The 25,566-nt window shown below is 30.3% G+C and carries 23 protein-coding genes, 5 tRNA genes, 2 rRNA genes and 1 pseudogene; 4 read left to right on the forward strand and 27 right to left on the reverse strand.

Translation table 11 applies throughout. From position 1 onward, the window contains the following. Nucleotides 1-9 precede the first annotated feature (9 nt). The 9 genes from C7N41_RS06985 to C7N41_RS07025 form a co-directional block, all read right to left on the reverse strand. On the reverse strand, nucleotides 10-636 hold the full coding sequence (locus C7N41_RS06985; protein WP_105964966.1) for a sigma factor: 627 nt from the start codon (nucleotides 634-636) through the stop codon (nucleotides 10-12). A gap of 125 nt (nucleotides 637-761) precedes the next feature. Next, entirely contained in the window at nucleotides 762-1,283 is a 522-nt protein-coding gene (locus C7N41_RS06990) for an NYN domain-containing protein (protein ID WP_105964967.1), read from the reverse strand. A 12-nt stretch (nucleotides 1,284-1,295) separates the two neighbouring features. Continuing rightward, nucleotides 1,296-2,060, reverse strand: coding sequence for a 23S rRNA (guanosine(2251)-2'-O)-methyltransferase RlmB (gene rlmB, locus C7N41_RS06995; RefSeq protein ID WP_105964968.1), 765 nt, complete (start codon nucleotides 2,058-2,060; stop codon nucleotides 1,296-1,298). Continuing rightward, complete coding sequence (locus C7N41_RS07000; protein WP_105964969.1) at nucleotides 2,050-2,469, reverse strand: Mini-ribonuclease 3; 420 nt, start codon at nucleotides 2,467-2,469, stop codon at nucleotides 2,050-2,052. Before C7N41_RS07000 ends, rlmB begins: the two co-directional genes overlap by 11 nt. 8 nt (nucleotides 2,470-2,477) lie before the next feature. Continuing rightward, a complete protein-coding gene (gene cysS / locus C7N41_RS07005; protein ID WP_105964970.1) occupies nucleotides 2,478-3,887 on the reverse strand; it encodes a cysteine--tRNA ligase in 1,410 nt (469 codons plus the stop codon). A 141-nt stretch (nucleotides 3,888-4,028) separates the two neighbouring features. Further along, complete coding sequence (gene gltX / locus C7N41_RS07010) at nucleotides 4,029-5,519, reverse strand: glutamate--tRNA ligase (RefSeq protein ID WP_105964971.1); 1,491 nt, start codon at nucleotides 5,517-5,519, stop codon at nucleotides 4,029-4,031. A gap of 93 nt (nucleotides 5,520-5,612) precedes the next feature. Further along, nucleotides 5,613-6,698 (reverse strand): PIN/TRAM domain-containing protein, encoded by a 1,086-nt coding sequence (locus tag C7N41_RS07015; protein WP_105964972.1) that lies wholly within the window; start codon nucleotides 6,696-6,698, stop codon nucleotides 5,613-5,615. Between the two features lie 28 nt (nucleotides 6,699-6,726). Beyond that, nucleotides 6,727-8,103 carry a DNA repair protein RadA gene (gene radA, locus C7N41_RS07020; protein ID WP_105964973.1) on the reverse strand — a complete coding sequence of 459 codons (1,377 nt, stop codon included), beginning with the start codon at nucleotides 8,101-8,103 and terminating at the stop codon, nucleotides 6,727-6,729. 23 nt (nucleotides 8,104-8,126) lie between these two features. Further along, a complete protein-coding gene (locus C7N41_RS07025; protein WP_105964974.1) occupies nucleotides 8,127-8,663 on the reverse strand; it encodes a dCTP deaminase/dUTPase family protein in 537 nt (178 codons plus the stop codon). Between the two features lie 229 nt (nucleotides 8,664-8,892). Between C7N41_RS07025 and rpiA the strand changes: the two genes are divergently transcribed. Both rpiA and C7N41_RS07035 read left to right on the forward strand, forming a co-directional pair. Continuing rightward, nucleotides 8,893-9,576: a ribose-5-phosphate isomerase RpiA gene (gene rpiA, locus C7N41_RS07030; protein WP_105964975.1), complete on the forward strand. Its 684-nt coding sequence runs from the start codon at nucleotides 8,893-8,895 to the stop codon at nucleotides 9,574-9,576. Between the two features lie 125 nt (nucleotides 9,577-9,701). Beyond that, nucleotides 9,702-11,039 carry a C1 family peptidase gene (locus C7N41_RS07035; RefSeq protein ID WP_105964976.1) on the forward strand — a complete coding sequence of 446 codons (1,338 nt, stop codon included), beginning with the start codon at nucleotides 9,702-9,704 and terminating at the stop codon, nucleotides 11,037-11,039. 42 nt (nucleotides 11,040-11,081) lie between these two features. Here the strand turns inward: C7N41_RS07035 and C7N41_RS07040 are convergent, their stop codons facing one another. Then, nucleotides 11,082-11,753: a 2,3-bisphosphoglycerate-dependent phosphoglycerate mutase gene (locus C7N41_RS07040; protein ID WP_105964977.1), complete on the reverse strand. Its 672-nt coding sequence runs from the start codon at nucleotides 11,751-11,753 to the stop codon at nucleotides 11,082-11,084. 17 nt (nucleotides 11,754-11,770) lie between these two features. After that, nucleotides 11,771-12,721, reverse strand: a complete 951-nt coding sequence (locus C7N41_RS07045; protein WP_105964978.1) for a DMT family transporter — start codon at nucleotides 12,719-12,721, stop codon at nucleotides 11,771-11,773. Between the two features lie 228 nt (nucleotides 12,722-12,949). Here C7N41_RS07045 and C7N41_RS07050 point away from each other — a divergent pair, with 228 nt between their 5' ends. After that, entirely contained in the window at nucleotides 12,950-14,032 is a 1,083-nt protein-coding gene (locus tag C7N41_RS07050) for an LCP family protein (RefSeq protein WP_105964979.1), read from the forward strand. A gap of 49 nt (nucleotides 14,033-14,081) precedes the next feature. Here the strand turns inward: C7N41_RS07050 and C7N41_RS07055 are convergent. The 7 genes and pseudogenes from C7N41_RS07055 to C7N41_RS07085 form a co-directional block, all read right to left on the reverse strand. Next, nucleotides 14,082-14,167: transfer RNA gene (locus C7N41_RS07055), tRNA-Leu, on the reverse strand. A gap of 70 nt (nucleotides 14,168-14,237) precedes the next feature. Next, the gene (thrB, locus tag C7N41_RS07060) at nucleotides 14,238-15,113 is read right to left on the reverse strand and encodes a homoserine kinase (protein ID WP_225362888.1); all 876 of its coding nucleotides are present in this window, start codon (nucleotides 15,111-15,113) and stop codon (nucleotides 14,238-14,240) included. Between the two features lie 5 nt (nucleotides 15,114-15,118). Further along, nucleotides 15,119-15,556: a SprT family protein gene (locus C7N41_RS07065; RefSeq protein WP_105964981.1), complete on the reverse strand. Its 438-nt coding sequence runs from the start codon at nucleotides 15,554-15,556 to the stop codon at nucleotides 15,119-15,121. 3 nt (nucleotides 15,557-15,559) lie between these two features. After that, nucleotides 15,560-17,732 (reverse strand): annotated as a pseudogene (locus tag C7N41_RS07070) (Tex family protein). A 108-nt stretch (nucleotides 17,733-17,840) separates the two neighbouring features. Beyond that, nucleotides 17,841-18,242 (reverse strand): hypothetical protein, encoded by a 402-nt coding sequence (locus C7N41_RS07075; protein WP_105964982.1) that lies wholly within the window; start codon nucleotides 18,240-18,242, stop codon nucleotides 17,841-17,843. Nucleotides 18,243-18,271: 29 nt separating this feature from the next. Further along, entirely contained in the window at nucleotides 18,272-19,099 is an 828-nt protein-coding gene (gene nadE, locus C7N41_RS07080; RefSeq protein ID WP_105964983.1) for an ammonia-dependent NAD(+) synthetase, read from the reverse strand. Beyond that, on the reverse strand, nucleotides 19,099-20,565 hold the full coding sequence (locus tag C7N41_RS07085) for a nicotinate phosphoribosyltransferase (protein ID WP_105964984.1): 1,467 nt from the start codon (nucleotides 20,563-20,565) through the stop codon (nucleotides 19,099-19,101). Before C7N41_RS07085 ends, nadE begins: the two co-directional genes overlap by 1 nt. 99 nt (nucleotides 20,566-20,664) lie before the next feature. On the opposite strand from C7N41_RS07085, the gene C7N41_RS07090 reads away from it, so the two are divergent. Then, nucleotides 20,665-21,399, forward strand: a complete 735-nt coding sequence (locus tag C7N41_RS07090; protein WP_105964985.1) for a WecB/TagA/CpsF family glycosyltransferase — start codon at nucleotides 20,665-20,667, stop codon at nucleotides 21,397-21,399. Between the two features lie 2 nt (nucleotides 21,400-21,401). Here the strand turns inward: C7N41_RS07090 and C7N41_RS07095 are convergent, their stop codons facing one another. The 9 genes from C7N41_RS07095 to C7N41_RS07135 form a co-directional block, all read right to left on the reverse strand. Beyond that, complete coding sequence (locus C7N41_RS07095; protein WP_105964986.1) at nucleotides 21,402-22,121, reverse strand: GntR family transcriptional regulator; 720 nt, start codon at nucleotides 22,119-22,121, stop codon at nucleotides 21,402-21,404. Between the two features lie 19 nt (nucleotides 22,122-22,140). Further along, complete coding sequence (gene proC, locus C7N41_RS07100; RefSeq protein ID WP_105964987.1) at nucleotides 22,141-22,926, reverse strand: pyrroline-5-carboxylate reductase; 786 nt, start codon at nucleotides 22,924-22,926, stop codon at nucleotides 22,141-22,143. A gap of 79 nt (nucleotides 22,927-23,005) precedes the next feature. After that, nucleotides 23,006-23,077 (reverse strand) — tRNA-Gln (locus tag C7N41_RS07105). Between the two features lie 6 nt (nucleotides 23,078-23,083). After that, nucleotides 23,084-23,166 (reverse strand) — tRNA-Tyr (locus C7N41_RS07110). Between the two features lie 168 nt (nucleotides 23,167-23,334). Further along, complete coding sequence (locus C7N41_RS07115) at nucleotides 23,335-24,912, reverse strand: peptide MFS transporter (RefSeq protein ID WP_157944987.1); 1,578 nt, start codon at nucleotides 24,910-24,912, stop codon at nucleotides 23,335-23,337. A gap of 87 nt (nucleotides 24,913-24,999) precedes the next feature. Next, nucleotides 25,000-25,072 (reverse strand) — tRNA-Thr (locus C7N41_RS07120). 54 nt (nucleotides 25,073-25,126) lie between these two features. Next, nucleotides 25,127-25,199: transfer RNA gene (locus tag C7N41_RS07125), tRNA-Asn, on the reverse strand. A gap of 7 nt (nucleotides 25,200-25,206) precedes the next feature. Next, nucleotides 25,207-25,323, reverse strand: a 5S ribosomal RNA gene (rrf, locus tag C7N41_RS07130). Nucleotides 25,324-25,391: 68 nt separating this feature from the next. Next, nucleotides 25,392-25,566, reverse strand: a 23S ribosomal RNA gene (locus C7N41_RS07135); the annotation flags it as partial.

The following is a 25,566-nucleotide window of genomic DNA, read 5'->3' on the forward strand; positions in this document are numbered from 1 at the left end:
TTTTAAATTTTAATCGTCAATTTTACGATCATCCTTTAAAATACCTTCTTCTACCAAAATAATTTTAAGTTTATTTTTTATTCTAGAACAACAATTTCTAAATTGTTCATCATTAATCTTATTAATTTGTTTAAACTTAACTAATTGATAATCATCAGATTCTAATTTAGAACTCGACATTTTAAATAATAATTCTTTTTCAAACATAGAACACCGGGTAACTAATTTTTTCCTAACTGCATCCATTTTTAAAGAAAATTCTGGATGTAATCTTCTACAATCTTCAACACAGTTACTATAGTATTCCTCATTAACATTAAATGATACTTTCTTATCGATGGGCATTCTTTTTTTTGCTTTACTTTTTCTTAATATGTCAAACAATCGATTTTTAAGACTTCTTTTATAAAGCATTCCAAAGGATGTCCCACGATTTATATCAAATTTATCAATAATTTTTAGCATCGTTATTCTTGCTTCTTGGAACCAATCATCTTCATCAATGTCATTAAAATAATATTGATGCCATAGCTTTTTAACAATCGGTTTATATTTTATAAAAAGTTCATCAAAGTATTCATCATGTCCGTTCTTAAAATTTTTAATAAGTTGTAAATCAATTAAACAATTATTCATAATTTCTCCCTACGAAAATTTATAAAAATTAATTTACACATATAAAAATAAAAGTACAAGCGAACTTAAGTTCTCATAATCAGATTTGATACATATACCAAAATATTAATATTAATATTTTAATATTATTTAGAAAGATTATCTCTTAACTTTTCTAGTTCCATTAGTTGATTACCAGACCAAGGATTATTTCTAACATATGCATTATTAGCATAAGTGTTGACCTGACTTTGAATTTCTTGCTTGGATCTCTTAACGTCCCTTAGCAATTCTCTTGCAGAAATTCTTAATGCACCTGCTGAAAAAACGGTCCATTGTTCTGCTTGATCACTGGTAACCACAACCACTTGAACAAACCTTGATTGTTTACGACGAGCATAAGCCTCAATATAACTATCAGCTGTTTCATCTTTATTGGTCCAAATAATATTTAAGTTATGTCTGGTGTCCTTCTTAGATAACCCTGGAACATACATTGCATCAAAAATTATAGAAATATCTAAATCACGATATTTTTTATATTCCGCAATGATTGATATTAATTCATCTCTTGCATCTGCTAGACGATCAGCAAGCTTTAACTGATTTAATTCTGGCCAATTACCAATAATATTATATCCGTCTAATAACAATAATTGTTTTTTCATTTTTAAAATATCCTATAGTGGATGTCTAGAACTATATCCTTGATACATTAAAAGTCCAGCAGCTACACTAGCGTTTAAGCTTTGAAGATTACCTATCATAGGAATGGTTAACATTTCATCAACATTTTTCTTAAGTAATGGAGAAATTCCTTTTCCTTCATTCCCAATTACTACAGCCGATGATCCCTTAGCATCCCAATGACGATAATCAGTTCCCTTAATATCAGTTCCAAAAATCCAGACTCCACGGTCTTTTAGTTCATTAACAGTATTAATTAGGTTAGTAACCCTTGCAACTGGTACTCTTTCAATCGCTCCAGCAGAGGTTTTAGCAACAGTTGCAGTTAAACCAACAGCACGATGTTTGGGAATAATAATACCAGTAACCCCAGCGGCATCAGCAGTTCTAATAATAGATCCTAAATTATGTGGATCTTCAATATTATCTAAAATTAAAAAGAAGGGCTCTGTGTCTTTACTTTTTGAATGTTCAAATAATTCATCAATACTTGCATATTTGTATGGAGATATTGATAACACCACTCCTTGATGATTTTGATGATCAGATAATAAGTCTAACTTTTGCTTAGGCACCATTGAAATTACTAAATGTTTTTTCTTAGCTAGTTTAATAATTTCTTCTACACTTTTTTCATCTTTATGAATACCATTTTGTAAGAAAACTTTATTAATTTCTTGTTTACCTCTTAATGCAGATACTACTGGATGACGACCAATAATAAACTCACTTTGATTTTGTTCATCATTATTTTTCATATTCTAGCCTCCCTGCATCAACTTTTTCAATACACCACTTAGATAATTCTTGCAAACGTTCATTATTATCACTTAATGACAAATAACCCATCATTGCCTCAAAACCTGTGGAGTAACGATAAGTTAATACACTAGTATTTTTAGCATGGGTATAACTTTTACAGTTACGACCACGTTTAAAAACAGATTCCTCTTCTTCACTAAGAATATGTTCTTGGTTCATTAAATCAATTAAAGCAGCTTGAGCCTTAGCAGAAACATATTTTCTAGCAATCTTTTGTAAACGATTAGGCTTAGTAATGCCCAATGCTAAAAGATGTTTTCTAATGTAAACTTCATATACAGAATCACCCAAATAAGCTAAAGCAATACCATTCAATTGTTTGTAATTAGGTACTTGTTCTTCCATTAATTAAATTATTCCCTTCTAAATCTTGTTCCTTGGGCAGTATCTTCTAGAATAATGCCCTTAGATTTCAAGATTGCTCTTATTTCATCACTTCTGGCAAAATTCTTATTTGCTCTTGCTTGATCTCTTTCCTTAATCAAATTGTTAATTTTGTCATCATTGATTTCTTCATCAGTTTCAAACTTAACACCAAAAATTGATGCCATCTTGATTAATTTTTTCAATATTAATTTAACTGTTTGTTCAAAAACAATTGGTCTTTCTGCATATACATTACCCAATTTAGCTAATTCATAAACACAATCAATACCATTTTGTGCATTAAAATCATCATCCATTGCATCTTGAAAATCTGCTTGAATCTGTCTAACTTCTTGATCTACTTTAGGATCATTAAAAGAATCAGCATCTTTTAAACGATAATTTAGATTATTATAAGCATTTTTTATTTTTTTCAAGTTGTTGGCTGCAGCATCTAAATTAGCTTGATTATACTGAATAGGTCTTCTGTATTGGGTAGTAGACATTAAGAAACGCACAACTTGTGGATCTACATTCTTAATAATGTCATGGACAGTTACAAAATTACCTAGAGACTTACTCATTTTTTCATTTTCATCTCCAACGGTAACAAAGCCATTGTGCATCCAATAATTAACAAATTTTTTACCGGTTTTGGCCTCACTCTGAGCACGTTCATTTTCATGATGAGGAAATTCTAAATCTTCTCCCCCACCATGAATATCAATCGTATCACCTAAATATTTGGTGGACATAACTGAACACTCAATATGCCAACCTGGACGACCTTTTCCCCATGGTGAATCCCAAGCAATTTCATCATTTTTTGCTTTTTTCCATAATGCAAAGTCAATTGGATCGTCTTTTTTAGATAATTCTTCATCATTTACATGCTGACTAGCTCCAGACTCTAAATCATCAATACTTTGATGAGCTAATTTTCCATATCCATTAAACTTACGTGCACGATAATAAACATCCCCATCAGATTCATAAGCATATCCCTTATCAACTAATGTTTTTATAAAATCAATAATTCCATTAATATTATCAGTAGCGCGGGGATTGTTGGTAGCAGGTTCTACATTTAAAGCTTTTACATCTTCTTTATAAGCTTCAATATATTTATCAGCCAAATCCATAACTGACATATTTTGATCATTAGCTGCCTTTATCAACTTATCATCAACATCAGTAAAATTAGAAATATAGTTAACATGATATCCACAATATTCAAAGTATCTACGAATAGTATCAAATGCAACTACACTTCTAGCATTTCCAATATGAATATAGTTGTAAACTGTAGGACCACACACATACATATTAACCACTCTTGGCTTAATTGGTTCAAATGTTTCTTTTTGTTGACTTAATGTATTATAGATCCTTAACAATTTTGGCACCCCTATTTCTTATTTATACTTTTAGTTTATTTTATCATAATTTGAGCCATTTTTTCAGTTTCATTATCAAACAAAAAAGGTCTTATTAGAATATCATCTAACAAGACCAATTTATATTTTAATAAAATATTATTATTGATTAATTTGCTTTAAAGTTTCATCAATATGTTTTAATGCTTTTTTGCGACCAATTAATTCAATAGATTCTGGAAGTTCAGGTCCGTGCATTTCGTGAGTAACCGCAATTCTAATTGGCATCCATAATTGACGACCTTTAATTTTAGTATCTTTTTGAATTGATTTAATAGTCTTAAGAATTTCAACTTTATCAAAAATAGCAACATCTTTAATTCTTGATGAAAATTCTTTCAATACTACTGGAGCAGTATCATTGCTGATTTCTTCCAATGCTTCTCCAGAAATTTCTTCTGGTTCATTAAAGAATACTGAAGCCATTGAATTAATTTGAGCCATAAAACTCATTTGTTGTTTATAAGTAACAATTAATTTACGTGCCCATTCAACAGTTTTAGAATCAGGATTTTTTTCAATATTGCCCTTATCAATTAATTGACGTAAAGCAAGATCAACAACAACGTCTTCATCCGCAGATTTTACATATTGATTATTAATCCATTCTAACTTCTTATTATCAAAATTAGCTGGTGATTTACTTAAACGATTTTCATCATACATCTTAATAAACTGTTGCTTATTAAAGATTTCATCTTCACCCTTTGGTGACCAACCTAACAATGTAATAAAGTTGAACATTGCATCTGGAAGGTATCCGCGGTCACGATATTGTTCAATAAATTGAATAATAGATTCATCACGTTTACTTAATTTCTTACCGGTACCGGCACTGGTAATTAAACTCATGTGACCAAATTTAGGGGCATCCCAACCAAATGCTTCATACATCATTAATTGTTTTGGTGTATTAGCAACGTGGTCATCACCTCTAAATACATGTGAAATTTTCATCATATGGTCATCAATAATAACGGCAAGGTTATAAGTAGGCATTCCATCACGTTTTACAATGACAAAATCTCCACCAATAGTATCTGAATTAAATTCAACATGTCCCTTAACAATATCATCCCAAGCATAAGTATGGTTTTTAGGAACTCTGAAACGAATAACTGGTTTTAAACCTTTTGCTTCTGATTCAGCCATTGATTTTTGAATTTCTTCTTCTGTCATGCCTTCATATTCATATTCATAATGAGGCATAACACCACGAGCACGTTGTTCTTCACGATCGGCAGTAAGTTCTTCTTCTGTTCTGTATGAATAGTATGCCTTATCTTCATCCAATAATTGTTGAATTAATGGGTCGTAAATTGAACGACGTTCTGATTGACGATATGGTCCAAATTTACCAGGCTTATCAGGACCTTCATCCCAGTCTAAACCTAACCATTTTAAATTATCTAACTGACTTTTTTCACCATCAGCTACATTACGTTTAGTATCGGTATCTTCGATACGAATAATAAACTTACCCTTATTATGTCTAGCAAATAAGTAGTTAAAAATTGCTGTTCTTGCATTACCAATGTGTAGATGACCAGTAGGACTTGGTGCATATCTAACACGAATATTTTTATTAGCCAATGATATTTCTCCTCTTCTTGTAAAATAGCATCATTTTAATTTTACAATTATTATTAGTAAAAATAAAGAGTTCAAAAAATTCTTATGAACGGTTTACTTATTGATTATCTTAGCAAAAATCATTTTACCAGCATCAGTTTGAATGGAACTTGTCACTTCAACTGTTAGTCGTTTATTAAGATAATTTTTACCTTCTTCCACAACTACCATTGTTCCATCGTCTAAATATGCTACACCCTGACTTCTTTCGGTCCCTTTCTTTAGGATCATAACTTCAAGATGTTCTCCTGGAATATAACTGGGCTTCAATGCACTTGCTAGTTCATTAATATTTAATACCTTAACCCTTTGAAATTTAATTACTTTGTTCAAGTTATAATCATTAGTAACAATTTCACCATCAACATTTTTAGCTAGTTGAATTAATTTACTGTCTACCTCTGGAATTTCTTTATAGTCTTTATCTGTAATCTCAATTGGCATTATTTTTTCAGTCTGTAACTTATTTAAAATATCTAAGCCGCGACGTCCACGAACCCTTTTAGCGCTATCACTGGAATCAGCAATATATTGTAACTCATACAATACAAACTTAGGTACTAATAATGTTCCTTCTAAGAATCCAGTTTTAATTAATTCATAGATACGACCATCAATCAAAATGTTAGTATCTAAAATCTTATAACTTTTATCTTTTTTCGTACTGTTGCTAAAAGTATTAGTAGCTTTTTTTAAACTAAAATGAAATATTTTATTCCAATCATTCAGTCTAGTAGTTCCTAAAACAAATCCCAAATAACCAAAAACAATCATTAGTAAAGCTGGGATTAGAGTATTGGTTATGAAATATGGCGTTCTGAATAATACAATTGATATTAAAATAGCTAAAACTAAGCCAATAATCATGCCAATTGTGCCCATTAAAATATAAAATGGATTTTTACTAGATAAATATTTTTCCAGTTTACTTAATGTTTTAACAATTCTTCTTCCAAAGATTAGAGATAATATGAAGAAAATAATGGCTCCTAAAATTGAATTAACAAAACCATTATTTAGTAAACTAACGTTTTCCACAGAAATAGCTAACCATAGGACTGGCAAATAAATTATACCTAATGTGCCACCAACAATAATAAATATTAGTTGTACAACTGTATATCTATCAAAAGCTTTCATTTTACTTATTCATCCCCTTTCAAAACACTTATCTCAAGGCTATCTTAATTGCCTCAGATAAAGTTGAAACTCCAACAACATCGATACCATTAGGAACTTTCCAACCTTGTAAATTATTTTTAGGTACTATCACACGACTAAATCCTAATTTTTTAGCTTCTGCAACTCGTTGTTCAATTCGATTTACTCGTCTAATCTCGCCAGTTAAGCCAATTTCACCGATATAACATTCTGATGCATTGGTCCCAACATCACGATAACTTGAAGCAATCCCAATTGCGACAGCCAAATCAATAGCAGGTTCGTTTAATTTAACGCCACCGGCTGCTTTTAAAAATGCATCTTGATTCTGTAACATCAAACCAGCTCTTTTTTCTAAAACTGCCATTAAAACTGCTACTCGATTACGATCAATACCGGTTGCAGTTCTTTGTGCATTTCCAAAAACCGAAGGTGTAATTAAAGCTTGAATTTCGACTAAAATAGGTCTGGTTCCCTCAATTGAAACTACAATTGCAGATCCAGTTGCATCTTTTAGTCTTTCTTCTAAAAATACTTCTGATGGATTAGCAACTTCTTCTAATCCAGATTCTTGCATATCAAAGATTCCCAACTCATCAGTTGATCCAAAACGATTTTTCACTGCTCGTAAGATTCGATATGAATGATGCATGTCACCTTCAAAATAAAGAACTGTATCAACCATATGTTCCAAAGTCTTAGGGCCGGCAATTGCTCCACCCTTAGTCACATGACCAACTAAGAAGATTGTAATGCCATTAGTTTTTGCAATCGACATTAAATCAGAAGTAATTGCACGTACTTGTGAAACTGAGCCAATGCTTGAATCCACTTCCGGTTCAGAAATGGTTTGAACTGAATCAACTACTACTGCATCAGGTTTTAATTCATCGATTGCACTTTTAATAGCTCCCATATCTGTTTCTGGATATAAATAAAGGTTTTTACCTTCAACACCTAATCGCTCAGCTCTAATTTTAATTTGACTGGCACTTTCTTCTCCAGAAACATATAAAATGGTTTGGTCTTTTTTACCTAATTGACCAGAAATTTGTAAAAGTAATGTAGATTTACCAATTCCAGGATCTCCACCAATTAATATTAATGAACCTGGAACTACTCCACCACCTAAGACACGATTGAATTCATCAGAATCAGTTTCAAAACGATTTTCTTTATCATAAGAAACCTCACTAATTAATTCTGGTTTAGCTTGTTTCCCATTAAAATCCATTCTACGAGTGGACTTCAAGCTATTATTTTCTTTTTGCGCTGTTTGTTCTTCAAATGTATTCCATTTGCCACAATTAGGACAATGCCCCAAATATTTAGGTGAAATATATCCACATTCTTGACAAACAAATTGAGTTTTTGGTTTAGCCAATATAATTACCTTTCATTAAAAAATCATTTACCAGATGAACCAAAACCACCAGTTCTAGTTTCACCTGTGTTTTCTTCATTATCAACAGTTAAAAATGGCATAAAGATTCCTTGTCCAATTCTTTCACCTTTTTTAATCTTACGATCAGTAAGACCAAAATTAGTTAATTGAACGAATAATTCACCTTCATTATTATCATTGTTATAGTAATCAGCATCAATCACGCCAATTCCATTAGGCAATACCATATTGCGCTTTAATGGGCCACTAGAACGATTAGCAATAATAAAAACTTCATTGCTTTGCATATAAACTTTAATCCCAGTAGGTACTAAATATGGTTTCAAAATTTCTTTAGCTTTTTGCATGTCTTTTTCTGATACAGACTTTTCATGTTTAATTGCCCACAAGACCTTTAGAAAACCTATTTTCCAAATTGAGGGTAGTTTAAAATCACATGCACTTTCAATATCATAACCTGCAGCTTGTTTAGTGGCACGATATGGTAAATGAATATCATCATTTTTATATTTTGATATAACTTGAAATCCACGTTTCATACATACACATCCTATTATTTATATTATAATTATAGTACCTATTTTATAGCAAATATTAAGTATAATAAACATAATATTTTATTTGACAAACATGCTATTAAAATAGAAAATTATAGTAACTAATAGTTTAATCATATTAGGTTAAATTAGTCTTAAATCGAAAATTAAATTGGATAATGTATTATCTTATCCCACATTCATTTACCAATATTTTAGAGGGGCAAAGATTATGGATAAAGAATTAATGAAACAAGTAGCTGGTCAAGAAGCTGTTAAGTATATTAAAGATGGTATGACAGTTGGACTAGGAACTGGTTCTACAGTTAAATATCTTTTAGATGCATTAGGAAAAAGAGTTGCTAAAGAAGGACTTCGCATAATTGGTGTCCCTACTTCTAATCGATCCGCCAAAAGAGCTCGTGACTTAGGTATTGATGTAAAAAGCATCGATGATGTTGATCATATTGATTTGACAGTTGACGGAGCTGATCAAATTGATGAAAATTTTCAAGGAATTAAAGGTGGCGGTGTTGCGCACTTAAGAGAAAAAATTGTTGCCATCAATTCTAAGAAGAATATTTGGATTGTTGATAAAACTAAAATGGCCAAAAACTTGGGATCATTTCCTTTGCCACTTGAAGTTACACCCTATGGAAGTACCCATCTATTCAAAAGATTAGATGACATGGGATACCAACCACAATTTCGCACTAATGCTAAAGGTGGACACGTTCTTACTCATGCCGACAATTATATTATTGATTTAAAAATGCATTCAATAGAACACCCACATGAACTAGAACAAATTTTAAATAATTTAACTGGAATTGTAGAACATGGATTATTTTTAGACATGGTAAATACTGTTATTGTTGGTAACGAAAATGGTTCTAAAACTTATCAAGCAAGATAGTTTCTAATTTAATTTTAATAAAAAGACCCAATTACAAAAAAGTAATTGGGTCTTTTTATTGGAAATTGCATTTATAAAATTAGAAAAAAGGTCTATAATATTAAAGTATATAAGGAGGAATTATCATGGGAAAGAGTATTAGTTTAGACAATGTTAAAAAGTACCAAAAAGATTTAGATAATCGTAAAGAAGCAAAAATCTTACAACGTGCTATAAGTCACGACGGTGTTGCCAAAACATCTTCTAATTATAGTTCTGTAAGTAAAATGGATCCTGTATTTTCATTAGAATTAGATACTGGTGAAGTTGCTAATCAAAAACATAGTGGTCGTTGCTGGATTTTCGCTGCATTAAACACTATGAGACATAATTTAGCTAAAAACTTTAATTTAAATGGTGATTTTGAATTATCTCAAATTTACACTACTTTCTGGGATAAATTTGAAAAATCAAATTGGTTCTTAGAAAATATTATTAAAACCGCAGATCAACCACTAACTTCAAGAAGGGTAGCATGGTTACTTGAAACTCCTCAACAAGATGGTGGTCAATGGGACATGCTATGTGCTGTTATTGAAAAATACGGAGTTGTTCCTCAATCAGCAATGCCTGAAACATTTAATAGTAATGATACTACTGACTTAAATTCAGTTTTAAATCTTAAGTTAAGAAAAGATGCTATTAAACTACGTAAACTAGCTCAAGATGGTTCAGATGTTGAAAGCGCTAAGGATGAAATGTTAAATGATATTTACCGCATTTTAGTTTACACATTAGGTGAACCTACTAAAGAATTTAATTTTGAATATCGTGATCATGATAAAAATTATCATATTGATAAGAATTTAACACCAAATAAATTCTTTGATAAATATGTAAACCTAAACTTAGAAGATTACGTATCATTCATTAATTCCCCTACTGACGATAAGCCATATAATAAAACATACACAATTGATATGTTAGGTAATGTTGTTGGTGGCCGCCAAGTTAAACATTTGAATATTGATATTGATACTTTTGAAAAATTAGCAATTAAACAAATTCAAAATGGTGAAAGTGTTTGGTTTGGTAGTGATGTTGTTCAAAATTCAGATAGAAAAATGGGTATTATGGATGATGGATTATACTCAAAAGATGAATTATTTGATACTGACTTATCACTTTCAAAAGCTGAACAATTAGACTACAAAGAAAGTGTTATGGATCATGCAATGGTATTAACTGGTGTTGATATTGTTGATGGTCAACCTACTAAATGGAAAGTTGAAAACTCATGGGGTAACAAAGTTGGTACAAAAGGTTACTTTGTAATGAGCGAATCATGGTTCAGACGTTTTGCATACCAAGTTGTTATTAATAAGAAATACTTATCAGATGAATTAAAAGATGCTCAAGCAAAAGACCCAGTTGTACTAGATCCATGGGATCCAATGGGTACACTTGCCTTCTATGAAAAATAAAAATGATGAAATAAAAAAGCAATGATCTTTATCATTGCTTTTTTATTTCATCATTTTTTTACTAATTATATTTAAACGACTATCAAATTCATAAACAATTGGTTTACCATTAGGTACTTCTACTTTATCAATATCTTTATCTGATATTTTATCTAGGTATTTAATTAAAGCCCTTAAAGTAGATCCATGAGCAACAATTAATTGATTATGATTATCTAATAGTTTTGGTGCAATACCATCGATCCAATAGCTTAATATTCTTTTATAAGCCATTTTTAAACTTTCACCACGTGGTTCTTTGATACCAATTTTTGCATAACGTAATTCGTTATCTGACTTTTTAAGTAGTGGAGGTACTGCTGAAAAACTACGGCGCCATAACTTAAATTGTTTTTCACCATATTTTTCTTTAATATAACTTTTTTTCTTACCTCTCAAAGCACCATAATGACGTTCATTAAGTCGCCATGTTTTATGTTCATTAATATATTCTTGATGAATCTCTTTTAAGACAATATGTGCAGTATCGATTGCACGCATTAAAAATGATGTGTGAACATCATCGAAATCAATATTCAATTCTTCAATTAATTTACCAGCATAATGTGCTTGTTCAATTCCCTTTGCAGTTAAAGGAACATCATTCCAGCCAGTAAATATTTTATCTCGATTGGCCTCACTTTCACCATGTCGCATAATTACTAAATATGACATATTATCATCTCTTTTATTTATTCTTTTAAGTCAGATTCCTTTTGTTCAAGCTGACTACCAATAAATGTTATTACAGAACCAATTAAAATTACAATAATTCCAATCCAAGTGTTTAAACTAATTTTCTCACCGATTAACATCATTGCAAGTATAGGTGCTAGCCCAGGTTTAATAAAGAACACTAATGAGGCAATTGAAACCCCTGCTCGATCCATTGCTAAAAAGTAAAAGGCAAATCCACCACCAGTAACACATACACAAATGAATAATAACATCCAAAAATAGTGAAGGTTAACATTTTGTAGTACTGGTGTATTAGCAAATGACTTCAACCATGAAACTGAATTCATAAAATTAGCAACAAATGGAATGTGGGTAATTAAAATCAACACAAATAGTTCTATAGATCCTGCCAAAAAAGTATAACAAGTTAAAGCTAATCCACCATATCCGCTCACAAATGAGCCCCAACGAGATACAATACTATATAGACCAAAAGTCAAAGCTGAACCTAAAGCTAAAGTTAAACCTAAAGGATTAGTTAGATTGGCTGGATTAACAATAATCAATAAACCAATTATCGAAATAACTAATGATATTAAACCTAATCGATTAATTTTTTCTCGTAAAATAATAAAAGCAAATAATATTGCAAAAACTGGATTACAACTAAATAAAACTGCTACCGTTGCAGCCTGATCATAAACAATTGCCAATTGATATAGCGTCATACTAAATACAACACATAAAAAACCAGTCAGGGCAAATATCCCTAGACTTTTCCATTTACTGTTATTAACAGTATTTTTATTTTTTAAAACAATTGGTAGTAAAACTAATCCTCCAACAAAAAAACGAATTAAATTTAATTGAATAGGACTAAAAGCATTACCTACACTTTTTAGTGCAATTTCCATTGAACTAAACATAAATGTAGATATCAAAACATACAAAAAAGTTTTTTTCAAAACAAATCTCGCTCCTTATAAATTTACAAATTATATAAAAATTGATAAACTACGTACTTAAGTGCATTTATTAGAAAAATCGTTTATCAATCAAACGATAAAATTATATCATAACCTTTATATATCTAAAAAATATCGAGAAATTTATTTTTTTTTGATAAAATGCGTTTATAATATAAATTATTAGTATTTTGATCACATTTAAATAAAAGGAGTAATGACTAAAACATGCAAAACAATAATGATAAAAATAAAGCATACTCTAGAACACAAAATAATCAACATCATTTTAAGAAAAAGAAGCATCGTGGTGCTTGGATTGCATTCTTTATATTCCTAATAGTATTGGTACTAGGATTAATTGGTGCTTATAATGTTTATACAAATATGAAATCAGCTGCTAACAAAGCATATGAACCTGGTGTTGAACATAAAGAAAGAAATGTTTCTAATGTTATTGCTCAAAATAAGCCAGTCTCAATTTTACTTTTGGGAACTGATACTGGTGCATTAGGACGTAATGATACAGGAAGAACTGATACTATGATTTTAGCAACAGTTAATCCCAAATCAGAAACCATTCATTTAACAAGTATTCCTCGTGATACTAAAGTAACTGTTCCTGGTGACTCACAGCCTTATGAAAAAATTAATGCTGCATATTCAATTGGTGGTGCATCCAGTGCTGTTCAAACTGTTCAAAACTTATTAAATGTTCCAATCGACTTCTTCGCAATTGTTAACATGGGTGGACTAGAACAAATGGTAAATGCTGTTGGTGGTGTTACTGTTACTCCTCCTTTAACTTTCAAATATGGAAATGCTAACGTTGTTAAGGGTCAAACCGTAACTCTTAATGGTGCTCAGGCTCTTGACTATTCAAGAATGCGTCATCAAGATCCTGCAGGTGACTATGGTCGTCAAACTAGACAAAGACAAGTTCTACAAAAATTAGTAATTAAAGGAATGAATATTTCTTCATTACCAAGATATAAAGAAATATTAAACTCAATTTCAGGTAAACTTAAAACCGATATGAAGTTTGATGATATGGTTGCATTACGTGAAAGATATGGCGATGCAACTCATCACATTAAATCACAAACTCTTCAAGGTGAATCTGCAATGGTTAATGGTGTTGACTATGAAGTACCAACACAACAAGAGTTATTAAATGTTTCAAATGATATTAGAAAAACATTAGGATTAAGTACTTCTAGTGTTTTAAATAATACTCAAGATACTACTAGTGATAATAGTGCAAATTCAACTAGCGATAATACTAATAATACTGCTGCTACATCATATTAATAAATAAAAAAGGTACCTTCGAAGTTATCGAAGGTACCTTTTTTATTTATGCGGCCAAGAAGATTCGAACTTCCACCGAGATAATTCCCGACAAGATCCTTAATCTTGCGCGTCTGCCAATTCCGCCATGGCCGCTTAATCAACTACAAATAATATTATAGTCAATTTATATTAATTTGACAAATTTATTTGTAGCAAACATCAGTTATTCTCCTCTAACTGAAGCTCCGTTATAATCAATTTTTAGTACTCTTAAATCGCCATCTAAATGATGACTATTTAAAATATCCCTTAATTGATATAACTCATTTTCAGTTCCAAATGTAGCAATAGTAGGACCATCCCCACTAATATAAGTACCACGAATTCCAATATCATGTGCATATTTTCTAATTGTACTTAACTCTGGCACATCTTTTTCACGATAATGTTCATGAAATTTATCTTTTTCAATCATTTCTGCTGCTTTACTCCACTCACCACTCATAACGGAAGCAACGAATACATTAGCAAAGCTACTTGATTGAATAGCATCATCAAAATTAATTGTTTTTGGTAAATCTTGTTTAGATACTACAGAATGTTTATTAATAAACATTAAAACAGAAATATTTTTAGGCATTGATGCTTTTACAGTAGTACATCTATCACCATCAAAAGTTGAAATGGTTAAATCACCTAAAATTGCAGAAGTAACATTTTCAGGATGTCCTTCTAATTTTGCCCCTATGTCAATTTGTTCATCTAGAGATAAATTTAGGTGCCCTAAAGCATTAGCAATTTTAATACCAGCTACTAATGCAGTCGTACTAGAACCCATTCCTCTTTCCATCGGAACGTCTGACATAACGGTCAATTGATGTGGATGAATATTAGGATCAATTGACAAAATTGTCTTGACGATTAGATTATTTTCGTCATGTGGAATCTTTTTACCCAATGCATGATTAACTTGCCATTCATCCATTTCTTCTTCAACAATTACTGTATAGTATAAATGAAAAGCAATTCCTAAAGAATTAAAACCAGCACCTAAATTAGATGAAGTGGCTGGAACTCTAACAATTAACTTCTTATCCAAATAAATCATCCCCGTTTAATTAATTTTCCATGACATTTACTACATACATAGCGATTCGTATTAATTCTTCTTTTTCTTAAATAAATTTGTCCACAATTACTACATACATATTTCAATACATTCTTATTTTTAGGAGCAGGTGCATATCTAGAACCACCCACTGCATTTAACATTTGTTTAAATGCAACTGTATTATGTTTACCAGAATAACCTGCTAAATGCAAATGATAATGACACAGCTCATGTTTTACTACCCCTAATAATGTTTGATATGAATGTTCTTCTAAAATTTTAGGATTAATATCAATATTATGAGATTGAATGTGGTATCTACCACCAGTGGTTTTCAATCTATTATTAAAATAAGCCTTATGATTAAATTTTTTAGCAAAATAACTTAAAGAAATTTTTTCGACTAATAATTGCAATTCTTTATCTGTCATAATTTATCCATTTTGTGTGGGATTGATCATCGTTAACTGAATTCGACTGCGATCAATATCAATATCTTTAATCCAAACTGTAACAATATCACCAACTGAAACAATTGAATTGGGATCTGAAATAAATTTATTACTCATATTAGAAATATGAACCAATCCATCCTGCTTTACACCAATATCAACAAAAGCTCCAAAATCAACAACATTACGAACTGTTCCTTGTAATTTTAAGCCTTTATATAGATCATCAATTGTCAATACATCCTGTTTTAATATTGGTTTAGGCATGTTATCACGAAAATCTCTACCTGGTTGAATTAGTCCTTGATAAATATCATTTACCGTTTCATAACCTAAATGATTATCATTAATAAATTGGGCAATATCAATAGAATTTAATTTTTCTTTCATTTGATTTGTTCCCATCATATTTAAATCCATATTAGTCATATTAATTATTTTTTAGCAATTGAATAACTTTCAGGATGAATATCAGTATTATCTAAAGGATTATCACCATCAATAACTCTTAAAAAACCAATTGCTTGCTCATAAGTTTTCTTACCTAATCTAGGAACTTTTGCCAAGGATTTTCTATTATTAAATTCACCATTTTCATTACGATAAGCCACTAATTTATTTGCAACATTTTTATTCATCCCAGAAATATGTGTTAAAAGTTCTACACTAGCAGTATTAACATTAACCCCTACTTTATTTACAGCTGTTTCAACGATGCGATCAAGCTTATTATCTAATTGCTTTTCCGGCAGATCATGTTGATATTGACCAATACCTACTGATTTAGGATCAATCTTAATTAATTCAGCTAACGGATCTTGAAGTCTTCTCCCGATACTTACTGCTGAGCGTTCTTCAACATGAAAATTAGGAAATTCGTCACGAGCGTTTTGACTAGCAGAATAAACGGAAGCTCCAGCTTCATTTACAATTACGTAATAAATTGGCCAGCTTATTTTTTTTATGGCTTTGATTACAAATTGTTCTGATTCACGACTAGCAGTACCATTTCCAATCGCAATCATTTCAACATGATTTTTTTGATAAAATCAATGAATTGTTTTAAGGCATGTTCGCGTTCATTTTTACTAGCTGGTGCATGGGGATAAATGACTAGCTTATCTAAAAATTTCCCATTCCCATCAATAACTGCTAATTTACATCCAGTTCTATAAGCAGGATCAAAACCCATGACTATCTTGCCTTTTAATGGAGATTGCATTAATAAGTTATATAAATTTTTACCAAAGATTTGAATCGCATGTTCATCAGCGGATTCTGTCAATTGGTTCCTAATTTCTCGGTTGATTGCGGTCTTGATAAATCGATCATAAGCATCTTGATAACTATTTTCAATAAAATTAGCTGCTTTGCCATGCATATTACCATTAATTTGGTTAGATAGATATTTAAAAACTTTGTCTTTATTAACATCTATTTTTACTGTTAGTATTTTTTCTTTTTCACCACGATTGATTGCTAAAATTTGATAACTTTTAGCTTTTTTAATGGGGATTTCAAATTCATAATAATTTTTATATACTTGATCATCATCTTTATTTTTAGCATTATTTTTAATTTTACTAGTTAAAAGACCGGTACTATTAGTGTATTGACGAATCCAATCACGATATTTAGCAACATTACCAAAATATTCTGCCAATATTTCATGAACTCCTGACAAAACATCTTCTCTACTATTTAATTTTTTGTTTATATCAATAAAAAATGTTGCTTGCTGATCAAAAGAATCATCATATGATAATATCTTTTGAGCTAAAGGTTCTAATCCCTGTTGTTTAGCAATATCAGCTTTAGTCATACGTTTCTTTTTATAAGGCAGATATAAATCCTCGACTTGTTGTAAAGTCTCTGCATTAATAATGTCATTATATAAACGATCAGTTAATTTATTTTGTTCATTAATTAACTTGACTACTTCGTCCTTGCGATTAAACAAATTAGTAACTCTTGTATTTTCGTCTTCAATTGAACGAATTTGTACTTCATCTAAATTTCCAGTTCGTTCTTTACGATACCTAGCAATAAAGGGAACCGTATTACCAGAAGTTAGCATAGATAAAACTGCATTAATTTGTTTTATTGTAAAATTATTTAAATTTTTAGCAACTACTTTTGTAATTTCTGAATTCAAAATGAATAATCCCCTTTAATTAAATTAACTATGAATATTATATCATTGAATTTTTTATCAAAAAAAGTAGTTGGCAATAAAAAATTGCCAACTACTTTTAATTATAAATTAAGCAGTCATCATAATCTTTTGTGCATACTTAAATACTTTTTCAATACTTGCTTGTTGTAAATCACCAGCGGCTTTAAAAGCATCATCATCAATTGAATCATCTTTGATGCTATCTACCATGTCTTGGCATCCCTTTACATAGTTAGCATATGCAGATTTTAAGTTAGAATGCATTCCTAATGCCTTAGCAGGAACGTCAGCATCATTTAATTGATCTAAATAAGTTTGATAAGTATCAGTACCATTTTGAAAGGTATCTTTAGTAGACTTTAAATCAATATTACTTAAATCATTTTTATTCATTGCTGCTTCAAGTGGTTCATAATCTTTACTCATTTTTTCTCCAGTTTCATTAGTACCAGAAATCAAGTCTGATAATAGTGAAGCATACATTGGCATTTTGTTTTTTTCATTATTAAAATTCCTCTCTATTTCCAAAAATCATCATAAATATTAATAGGTAAGTGACGCTTATGAGCCGTATTTTTGTAACGATTCTCAATGATTGCAGCAACTTTATCAGAAACATCCTTACCTTCTAAATAATCGTCAATATCATCATAGCGAACACCTAAAGCCACTTCATCAGGTAATGCAGGACGATTATCTTCTAAATCAGCAGTAGGCACTTTTTCATATAGATGTTCAGGGGCGTTTAATAGTTTTAAAAGCTCCTTGCCTTGACGTTTATTTAAACCAAAAATTGGTGTAATATCAGCAGCTCCATCTCCAAATTTAGTATAAAAACCTGAAATGGCTTCCGCAGCATGATCAGTGCCAAGTACAGCACCAGATTCTTGTCCTGCAATTGCATATTGCGCAATCATTCTTTCACGGGCTTTGATGTTACCTTTATTAAAGTCTGAAATTTCAGGACCATCTTCTTCAACCGCAGCAACGGCAGAATCAGCCATTGATTTAATATCAACTCTAATTACACTATCAGCATTCATAAATTTAATTGCATCCATAGCATCTGATTCATCAGCTTGTTTACCATAAGGCAATCTAACCGCAATAAATTTATAGTCATTGTTCCCAGTTTCTTCTCTAAGTTCACTAATAGCCAATTGAGCAATTTTACCAGTTAGTGTTGAATCTTGACCACCAGAAATACCTAAGACTAATGATTTTAAAAATGAAAACTTCTTCATGTAATTTTTTAGAAAGTCTATTCTATTTCTAATTTCTTGTTTTGGATCAATTGATGGCTTTACTTTTAAGTCGTCAATAATTTGCTTTTGCATTGAACGCATTAAAATTCACCTTTTCTATTCTTAATTTTTTCATGTACATTTTTAATAATATTCATCTTATTATTCCAACAATTTAAAGATAAATCAACTGGATATTCTTGTGGATTCAATTCACGTTTATATTCAGGCCATAATGAAGATAAAGCCTTAGTAGAGAAATCTTTTATTTCTGACAAACTAGGTTGATTATATACTAGCTTTCCATCTTTAAAAATGGTTTGTAATAATGGTTTAGCATCAAAATCATTTAGAGTTTTATTAATATAAGTAAATTGAGGATGGAACATATACAAACTATCTTGTTTTCTAGGATCTTCATCACTAAATGTAATATAATCTCCCTCAGATTTTCCATCTTTCTTTTCAGTAATACGCCAAACTTGTTTTTTACCAGGCGTAGAAACTTTTTCAGCATTATTAGATAATTTGATAGTATCAATCATCTTACCTTCATCGTTTTCTACAGATACCATCTTATAAACGGCACCCAAAGCCGGTTGATCAAAAGCTGTAATTAATTTAGTTCCAATTCCCCATACATCAATTTTGGCATCTTGCATTTTTAAACTGGTAATAGTTTTTTCATCTAAATCGTTTGATGCGACAATCTTAGCATTAGGAAAACCAGCTTCATCTAACATTTCACGAACTCTTTTGGATAAATAAGCCATATCACCAGAATCAATTCTAACTCCGGCAAAGTTGATTTTGTTACCCATTTCTTTAGCTACTTTAATAGCGTTAGGAACTCCACTCTTAAGTGTATCAAAAGTATCTACTAAGAAAACACAATTATAATGACTTTCAGCATACGCTTTAAATGCCAAATAATCATCTTGAAAGAATTCTACTAATGAGTGTGCATGTGTACCATTAACAGGAATATCAAATGCCTTACCTGCAAGTACATTTGAAGTAGCATCAAATCCCCCAATATAAGTAGCACGAGCTCCCCAAAATGCAGCAGAAGTTTCCTGAGCACGACGGCTACCAAATTCCATAAGTGAATCATCACCACATGCTAATCTAATTCTAGCAGCTTTTGTAGCAATTAATGTTTGATAATTAACAATATTTAAAATTGCAGTTTCAACTAATTGACATTCACAAACATTACCTTCAACTTGCATAATAGGTTCATTATTAAATACTAAATCACCTTCAACAGCAGAACGAATGGTTCCTGTAAAATGAAAATTTTTCAAATATGATAAAAATTCTTCACTATAATTACCATCTTTTCTCAAAAAATCAATATCATCATCTGTAAATTTGATATTATTAATATAGTTAATAACATGTTCTAGACCTGCAAAAATTGCAAATCCATTTTCAAATGGCATTTTTCTAAAATAAACTTCAAATACACTATGACGATTTTGTAAGCCTTGTTGAAAATATGTTTGCATCATGCTAAGTTCATATGCATCCGTGTGCAATGTTAAATTATCAAAATTAACTGCCATATTTCACTAAATCCTCCTAATATTATCGCTTTTTATTGTCTTTTATTTTATCATTAATTAAAGAAATATTCATATATAATTCACTTTGAAAGGAAAAAAATGAAAAATAACAAAACTAATATTTTAGGATTTAATTTTTTAAATACAACTTTTAAAGATTTCCTAAATAACATAAAAGATCGAATTAATAATAAAGAAAATACATTTGTAGTAACAGCTAATCCAGAAATTATAACTTATGCTTTAGATCATCCAGAATACAGTAAAAAAGTAAAAGCTGCTAATTACTTAGTACCTGATGGTATTGGTATCCTAAAAGGCGCAAAAATTTTAGGTGATAATATGCCTGAAAGAATCACTGGCTATGATGTCCTATTAGACTTACTAGCTTGGGGTAATAAAAATAATAAATCGGCATATTTTTTAGGAGCCAAACCAGAAGTAATTAAAGACCTAGAAAAAATATTAATGGATAAATATTCAAATTTAGAAATAAAAGGTCTACAAGATGGATATTTTAAAAATGATGAGATAATAGCTAAAGATATTATTAACAAAAAACCTGATATGGTATTTGTAGCATTAGGTTTTCCTAAACAAGAAGATTTTATATTTAAATATAAGAATAAATTAAATAGTCTGTGGATCGGATTAGGTGGCAGTTTTGATGTTTTATCTGGACATACAGATAGAGCACCACAGTTTTGGATCAAACATAATATTGAATGGCTATATCGATTAATCAAACAACCATCTCGATTTAAGCGAATGCTAGCATTACCAAAATTCATCTACTTAGTTAAAAAACAAAACAAAAAGAGTACTCATGAATAGATTTATTCAAGAGTACTCTTTTTACTATCTAAATAGAATTCAAAACGTTCGCCAACATATTGAGTTCTAACATATTCAAAAGGTTCACCATTTTGTAACGAAGTGGTCTGACGCAGTAACAAAATTGCGTCCCCTTTTTTAATATCCAAATAATCAGCAATTTTTTCAGATGCTAAGGTTGCAGAAACGGTTTGTTTTGAAACTTTAGGAATCAAACCTAGTTTATGCTTTAAAGAAGCATAAAATGAATTAGTCACATCATTTTTACTTAAATTTTGAACTATTTTTTCTGGAACCGTAGCAATTTCAAAACATATAGGCAATCCATCACCATATCTAATTCTTTCCATTCGAACAACTTTATCACTTTGGTTTATTTTTAGCTTTTCAATTTCACTCAAAGATGGTTCTAATGAATGGTAAGAAATTGTTTTACTAGAAGGTTCTTTTCCTTGAGCTAACATAATATCTGTAAAACTAGTAACCCCAGACATTTTTTCTTGCACTTTCTCATTAGCAACAAAAGTCCCAGAACCTACACGTTGTTCTAAAATTCCTTCATCAACTAAAGTTTGAATTGCTTGACGTAGAGTCATTCTACTAACATTAAATTGTGCAGATAATTCTCTTTCGGAAGGAATTCTAATCCCCAACTTCCAAGTACCATTTTCAATATTTTTTCTAATTTCATTATGAATTTGGATATAAATTGGTAAAGCCATATTTAAGCCTCCTCACAAGTTAATTATCTTGAGTGGCATCAAAACATTTATCAATAGCATTTTCAAAGCCATTTTCTTTCAATGCAAGTAGTCCCTTAATCGTACTACCACCTGGTGAACATACTTCATCCATTAAGTCGGTTGGATTAGAATCACTTTTACTAATCATATCCATAGAACCTTTAATGGATTGTGCAATCATTTTATTTGATTCACTCTTACTTAAGCCGTACTTCACAGCAATTCTGCTAAAAGTATCAGCAAATAAGTAAGCATACGCTGGTGTACATCCAACAAGTGCACCTGCTGTATTTAATTTATTTTCCGTTAAATTAATCATTTCTCCTAATAGTTTAAAATTGGATAAAATATCATTTAAGGTTTCTTCACTAACATTTTCATTATATGCATATAACAGACTACCAGCATTAACTTCAACGTTTACATTAGGAACCGTTCTAAAAATAGGCAAATCATAGTCAGTTAGTTCTTCTAGTCGATTTAAGCTATAATTCCATACAATAGATAATAATATTTTATTACCTACTGATAATAGATCTCTGATGTCTTTTAAAACATCTATCACTTGGTTGGGGTTTACAGCCAAAACAATACAATCACTATTTTTAACTAACTCTTCATTACTGTTCATGGCTGTTAATCCATATTCTTTAGCAAAATTAATGTAATTATCCGCATGCTTACTATGAATCAAAATATCATTAGAATTAATATTTTTTGAATTTACAAATCCTTTAATCATAGCTTTTGCCATTGAACCAATACCAATAAATCCTATTTTCATGATATATTCCCTCCGAATTTGATAATATCATAATTATAACATAAAAAATGACTAACTTTTACAAGTTAGTCATCAAAGATTGGGCTAGCTGGATTCGAACCAGCGCATCACGGGATCAAAACCCGATGCCTTACCGCTTGGCTATAGCCCAATAATATGGAGGGGAGTGGATTCGAACCACCGAACCCGAAGGAGCGGATTTACAGTCCGCCGCGTTTAGCCAGACTTCGCTACCCCTCCGAAAGATATTAAATTAATCAACAATATTAATAATAACATTTATAATTAATATTTGTCAATAACTTTTTTTAATATTAATTAATCAAGTTATTGCGTTGGTCTCTCATAACCAACAATTAATATAATATCTAATTATACATAAATAGTCAATACTTTTTACAAAATAATTTATTTTTTTATAAAAAAATATATACAAATTAATAATATCCCTATAGATAATCCAAAAATACCTAGAATTGTAAAATAAGTTGCCGGACTTAAATAGTAATATTTTATTATTTGAGAATTAATTGCTTGGGCACTTGCATATGATAAATATGACATTCCCATCATTTGTGATTTAAAGTATTTAGGAGCTAATTTGTTAGTTACAGATAACCCAATTGGCGATATTAACATTTCTCCAATACTTACAATTCCTATAGAAATTAATATCCATATAGGATTACTAATACTATTCAAAAAGATAAGTGGTATTAACATGAATAGACATCCTAGTCCTGCAAACCCAATTCCCATAGAGAATTTAATAATAGATGAAAAATGAAATTTTTTCCACATCATAGCAAATAAAGGCGTATAAATTAATATAAATAATGGATTAATGGATTGAAACCAAGAAGAAGGAATATGTATGTATAAGTTATTAAAAAAGATATACATACATATAGAAATAAATACAAAAATAGATAAACAAGTTGATAACATTTTAATATTCAATTTATTTTTAAAAATAAATATTGAAAATATTAAAAATAATATCAATTCTAATATATAAAAATTAACATGAAAATTATTATTTGTATTAAAATTAGCCATCATAGCAAATACTGTAGATCCTTGTTCTTCAATAATCCAAAACATAGTTGCCGATATAAAGAGAAATAAATATATCCACAAATTATGTTTTTCTTTTGCGTTAATTTTATTACTAAAGAATATAAATAAGAAATATAAAAATGGAATAATAATTATTAATATACTTATAAAAGTTATTAGATTATTAATATTAAAAGAACCAAGTTCAAACATTAATAATGAGATTAAAAATACTCCAATTAAACATATTGATGATTTAATTAATATATTCTTGATATCATAAGGTTCAATCGGGTTAGATGGATAAATATTATCATCATTAATATATTTGAATTTACCTTTTTGATATATCAGCAAACCAACTATCATAGAAATAGCCCCAAATAGGAAACCCAAATGAAAATTAATATGTGTTCCTATGAATCCAATAATAATTGGTGAAAGTAAAGCGCCTAAATTAATGCCAGACATTAAATATGTAAATCCAGAGTCCTGTCTTTTATCATTTTTACCATATAAGTTACCTATCATTGAAGATATTGTCGGTTTTAATAAACCAGTTCCAAATGTCAAAAAGATCAATGAAAGAATTAATAAATATAAATTAAAAAATGGAATAGAAAGAAATATTTGTCCAAATATAATTAATATAGCACCTAAAGATACCGTAGATTGATTACCTAAAAAACGATCACTTATATATCCTCCAAATACAGAAATAAGATAAACCATCGATCCAAAAATCGAAAAAATAGAAGCAGCAGTAGAAGTTGATAAATTTAGGCCACCACTGCTTATTGAATAATACATATAAAATAGTAATGTCGATCTTGTACCATAATATGTAAATCTTTCAAAAGTTTCCGTAGTTATAAGTGAAGATAATCCTTGCGGTTGATTATTAGAAATATCATTACTTTTTTTCAAGTAATAATCACTCCCTTTTAACATAATTATTTTTAATTTTAAAAATATAAAAAAGCCAAATAGTTTTTAAACAATTTGGCTTTTTTATGCCGGCTGCAGGACTTGAACCTGTGACCGCCGGTTTACGATACCGATGCTCTACCAACTGAGCTAAGCCGGCAAAATTAATTAGATACTATAAAAGTGCTAACAAAAGTTAGCACTTTCTAATATACTCCGAATGTCAGACTCGAACTGACGACAACCTGATTAACAGTCAGGTGCTCTACCAACTGAGCTAATTCGGAATAATAAGCGCGGCAACTTCCTACCCTTGCAAGAGGCGATCCTCTAACTACTCTCGGCGTTTAGAAGCTTAACTGCTGTGTTCGGCATGGGAACAGGTGTATCCTTCTAGCTATCGCCACCACACTATTTATCTGAAAGAACTTCGTTCTTTCAAAACTAGATATTATTATTTCTTTAGAGAACAACCTTACTTGGTTAAGTCCTCGACCAATTAGTACTAGTCCGCTCCATACATTGCTGCACTTCCACTTCTAGCCTATCTACCTAATCATCTCTTAGGGGTCTTACTTCCATAAAGGAATGGGAAATTTCATCTTGAGGTGGGTTTCACACTTAGATGCTTYYAGCGTTTATCTCAACCATACA

Origin of the sequence: Apilactobacillus micheneri (genome assembly GCF_002993975.1) — a bacterium.
GTDB classification, from domain to species: domain Bacteria; phylum Bacillota; class Bacilli; order Lactobacillales; family Lactobacillaceae; genus Apilactobacillus; species Apilactobacillus micheneri.

Bases quoted from the DNA above. Each gene is read 5' to 3' on its own strand.
- C7N41_RS07025 (WP_105964974.1), bottom strand. From the start codon at position 8,663: ATGAAACGTGGATTTCAAGTTATATCAAAATATAAAAATGATGATATT.
- C7N41_RS07000 (WP_105964969.1), bottom strand. From the start codon at position 2,469: ATGGAAGAACAAGTACCTAATTACAAACAATTGAATGGTATTGCTTTA.
- rpiA (WP_105964975.1), top strand. From the start codon at position 8,893: ATGGATAAAGAATTAATGAAACAAGTAGCTGGTCAAGAAGCTGTTAAG.
- C7N41_RS07040 (WP_105964977.1), bottom strand. From the start codon at position 11,753: ATGTCATATTTAGTAATTATGCGACATGGTGAAAGTGAGGCCAATCGA.
- C7N41_RS07065 (WP_105964981.1), bottom strand. From the start codon at position 15,556: ATGACAGATAAAGAATTGCAATTATTAGTCGAAAAAATTTCTTTAAGT.
- C7N41_RS07090 (WP_105964985.1), top strand. From the start codon at position 20,665: ATGAAAAATAACAAAACTAATATTTTAGGATTTAATTTTTTAAATACA.
- C7N41_RS07085 (WP_105964984.1), bottom strand. From the start codon at position 20,565: ATGGCAGTTAATTTTGATAATTTAACATTGCACACGGATGCATATGAA.
- C7N41_RS07050 (WP_105964979.1), top strand. From the start codon at position 12,950: ATGCAAAACAATAATGATAAAAATAAAGCATACTCTAGAACACAAAAT.
- C7N41_RS07075 (WP_105964982.1), bottom strand. From the start codon at position 18,242: ATGCCAATGTATGCTTCACTATTATCAGACTTGATTTCTGGTACTAAT.
- C7N41_RS06990 (WP_105964967.1), bottom strand. From the start codon at position 1,283: ATGAAAAAACAATTATTGTTATTAGACGGATATAATATTATTGGTAAT.
- C7N41_RS06985 (WP_105964966.1), bottom strand. From the start codon at position 636: ATGAATAATTGTTTAATTGATTTACAACTTATTAAAAATTTTAAGAAC.
- C7N41_RS07035 (WP_105964976.1), top strand. From the start codon at position 9,702: ATGGGAAAGAGTATTAGTTTAGACAATGTTAAAAAGTACCAAAAAGAT.
- proC (WP_105964987.1), bottom strand. From the start codon at position 22,926: ATGAAAATAGGATTTATTGGTATTGGTTCAATGGCAAAAGCTATGATT.
- C7N41_RS07095 (WP_105964986.1), bottom strand. From the start codon at position 22,121: ATGGCTTTACCAATTTATATCCAAATTCATAATGAAATTAGAAAAAAT.
- rlmB (WP_105964968.1), bottom strand. From the start codon at position 2,060: ATGAAAAATAATGATGAACAAAATCAAAGTGAGTTTATTATTGGTCGT.
- nadE (WP_105964983.1), bottom strand. From the start codon at position 19,099: ATGCGTTCAATGCAAAAGCAAATTATTGACGACTTAAAAGTAAAGCCA.
- C7N41_RS07015 (WP_105964972.1), bottom strand. From the start codon at position 6,698: ATGAAAGCTTTTGATAGATATACAGTTGTACAACTAATATTTATTATT.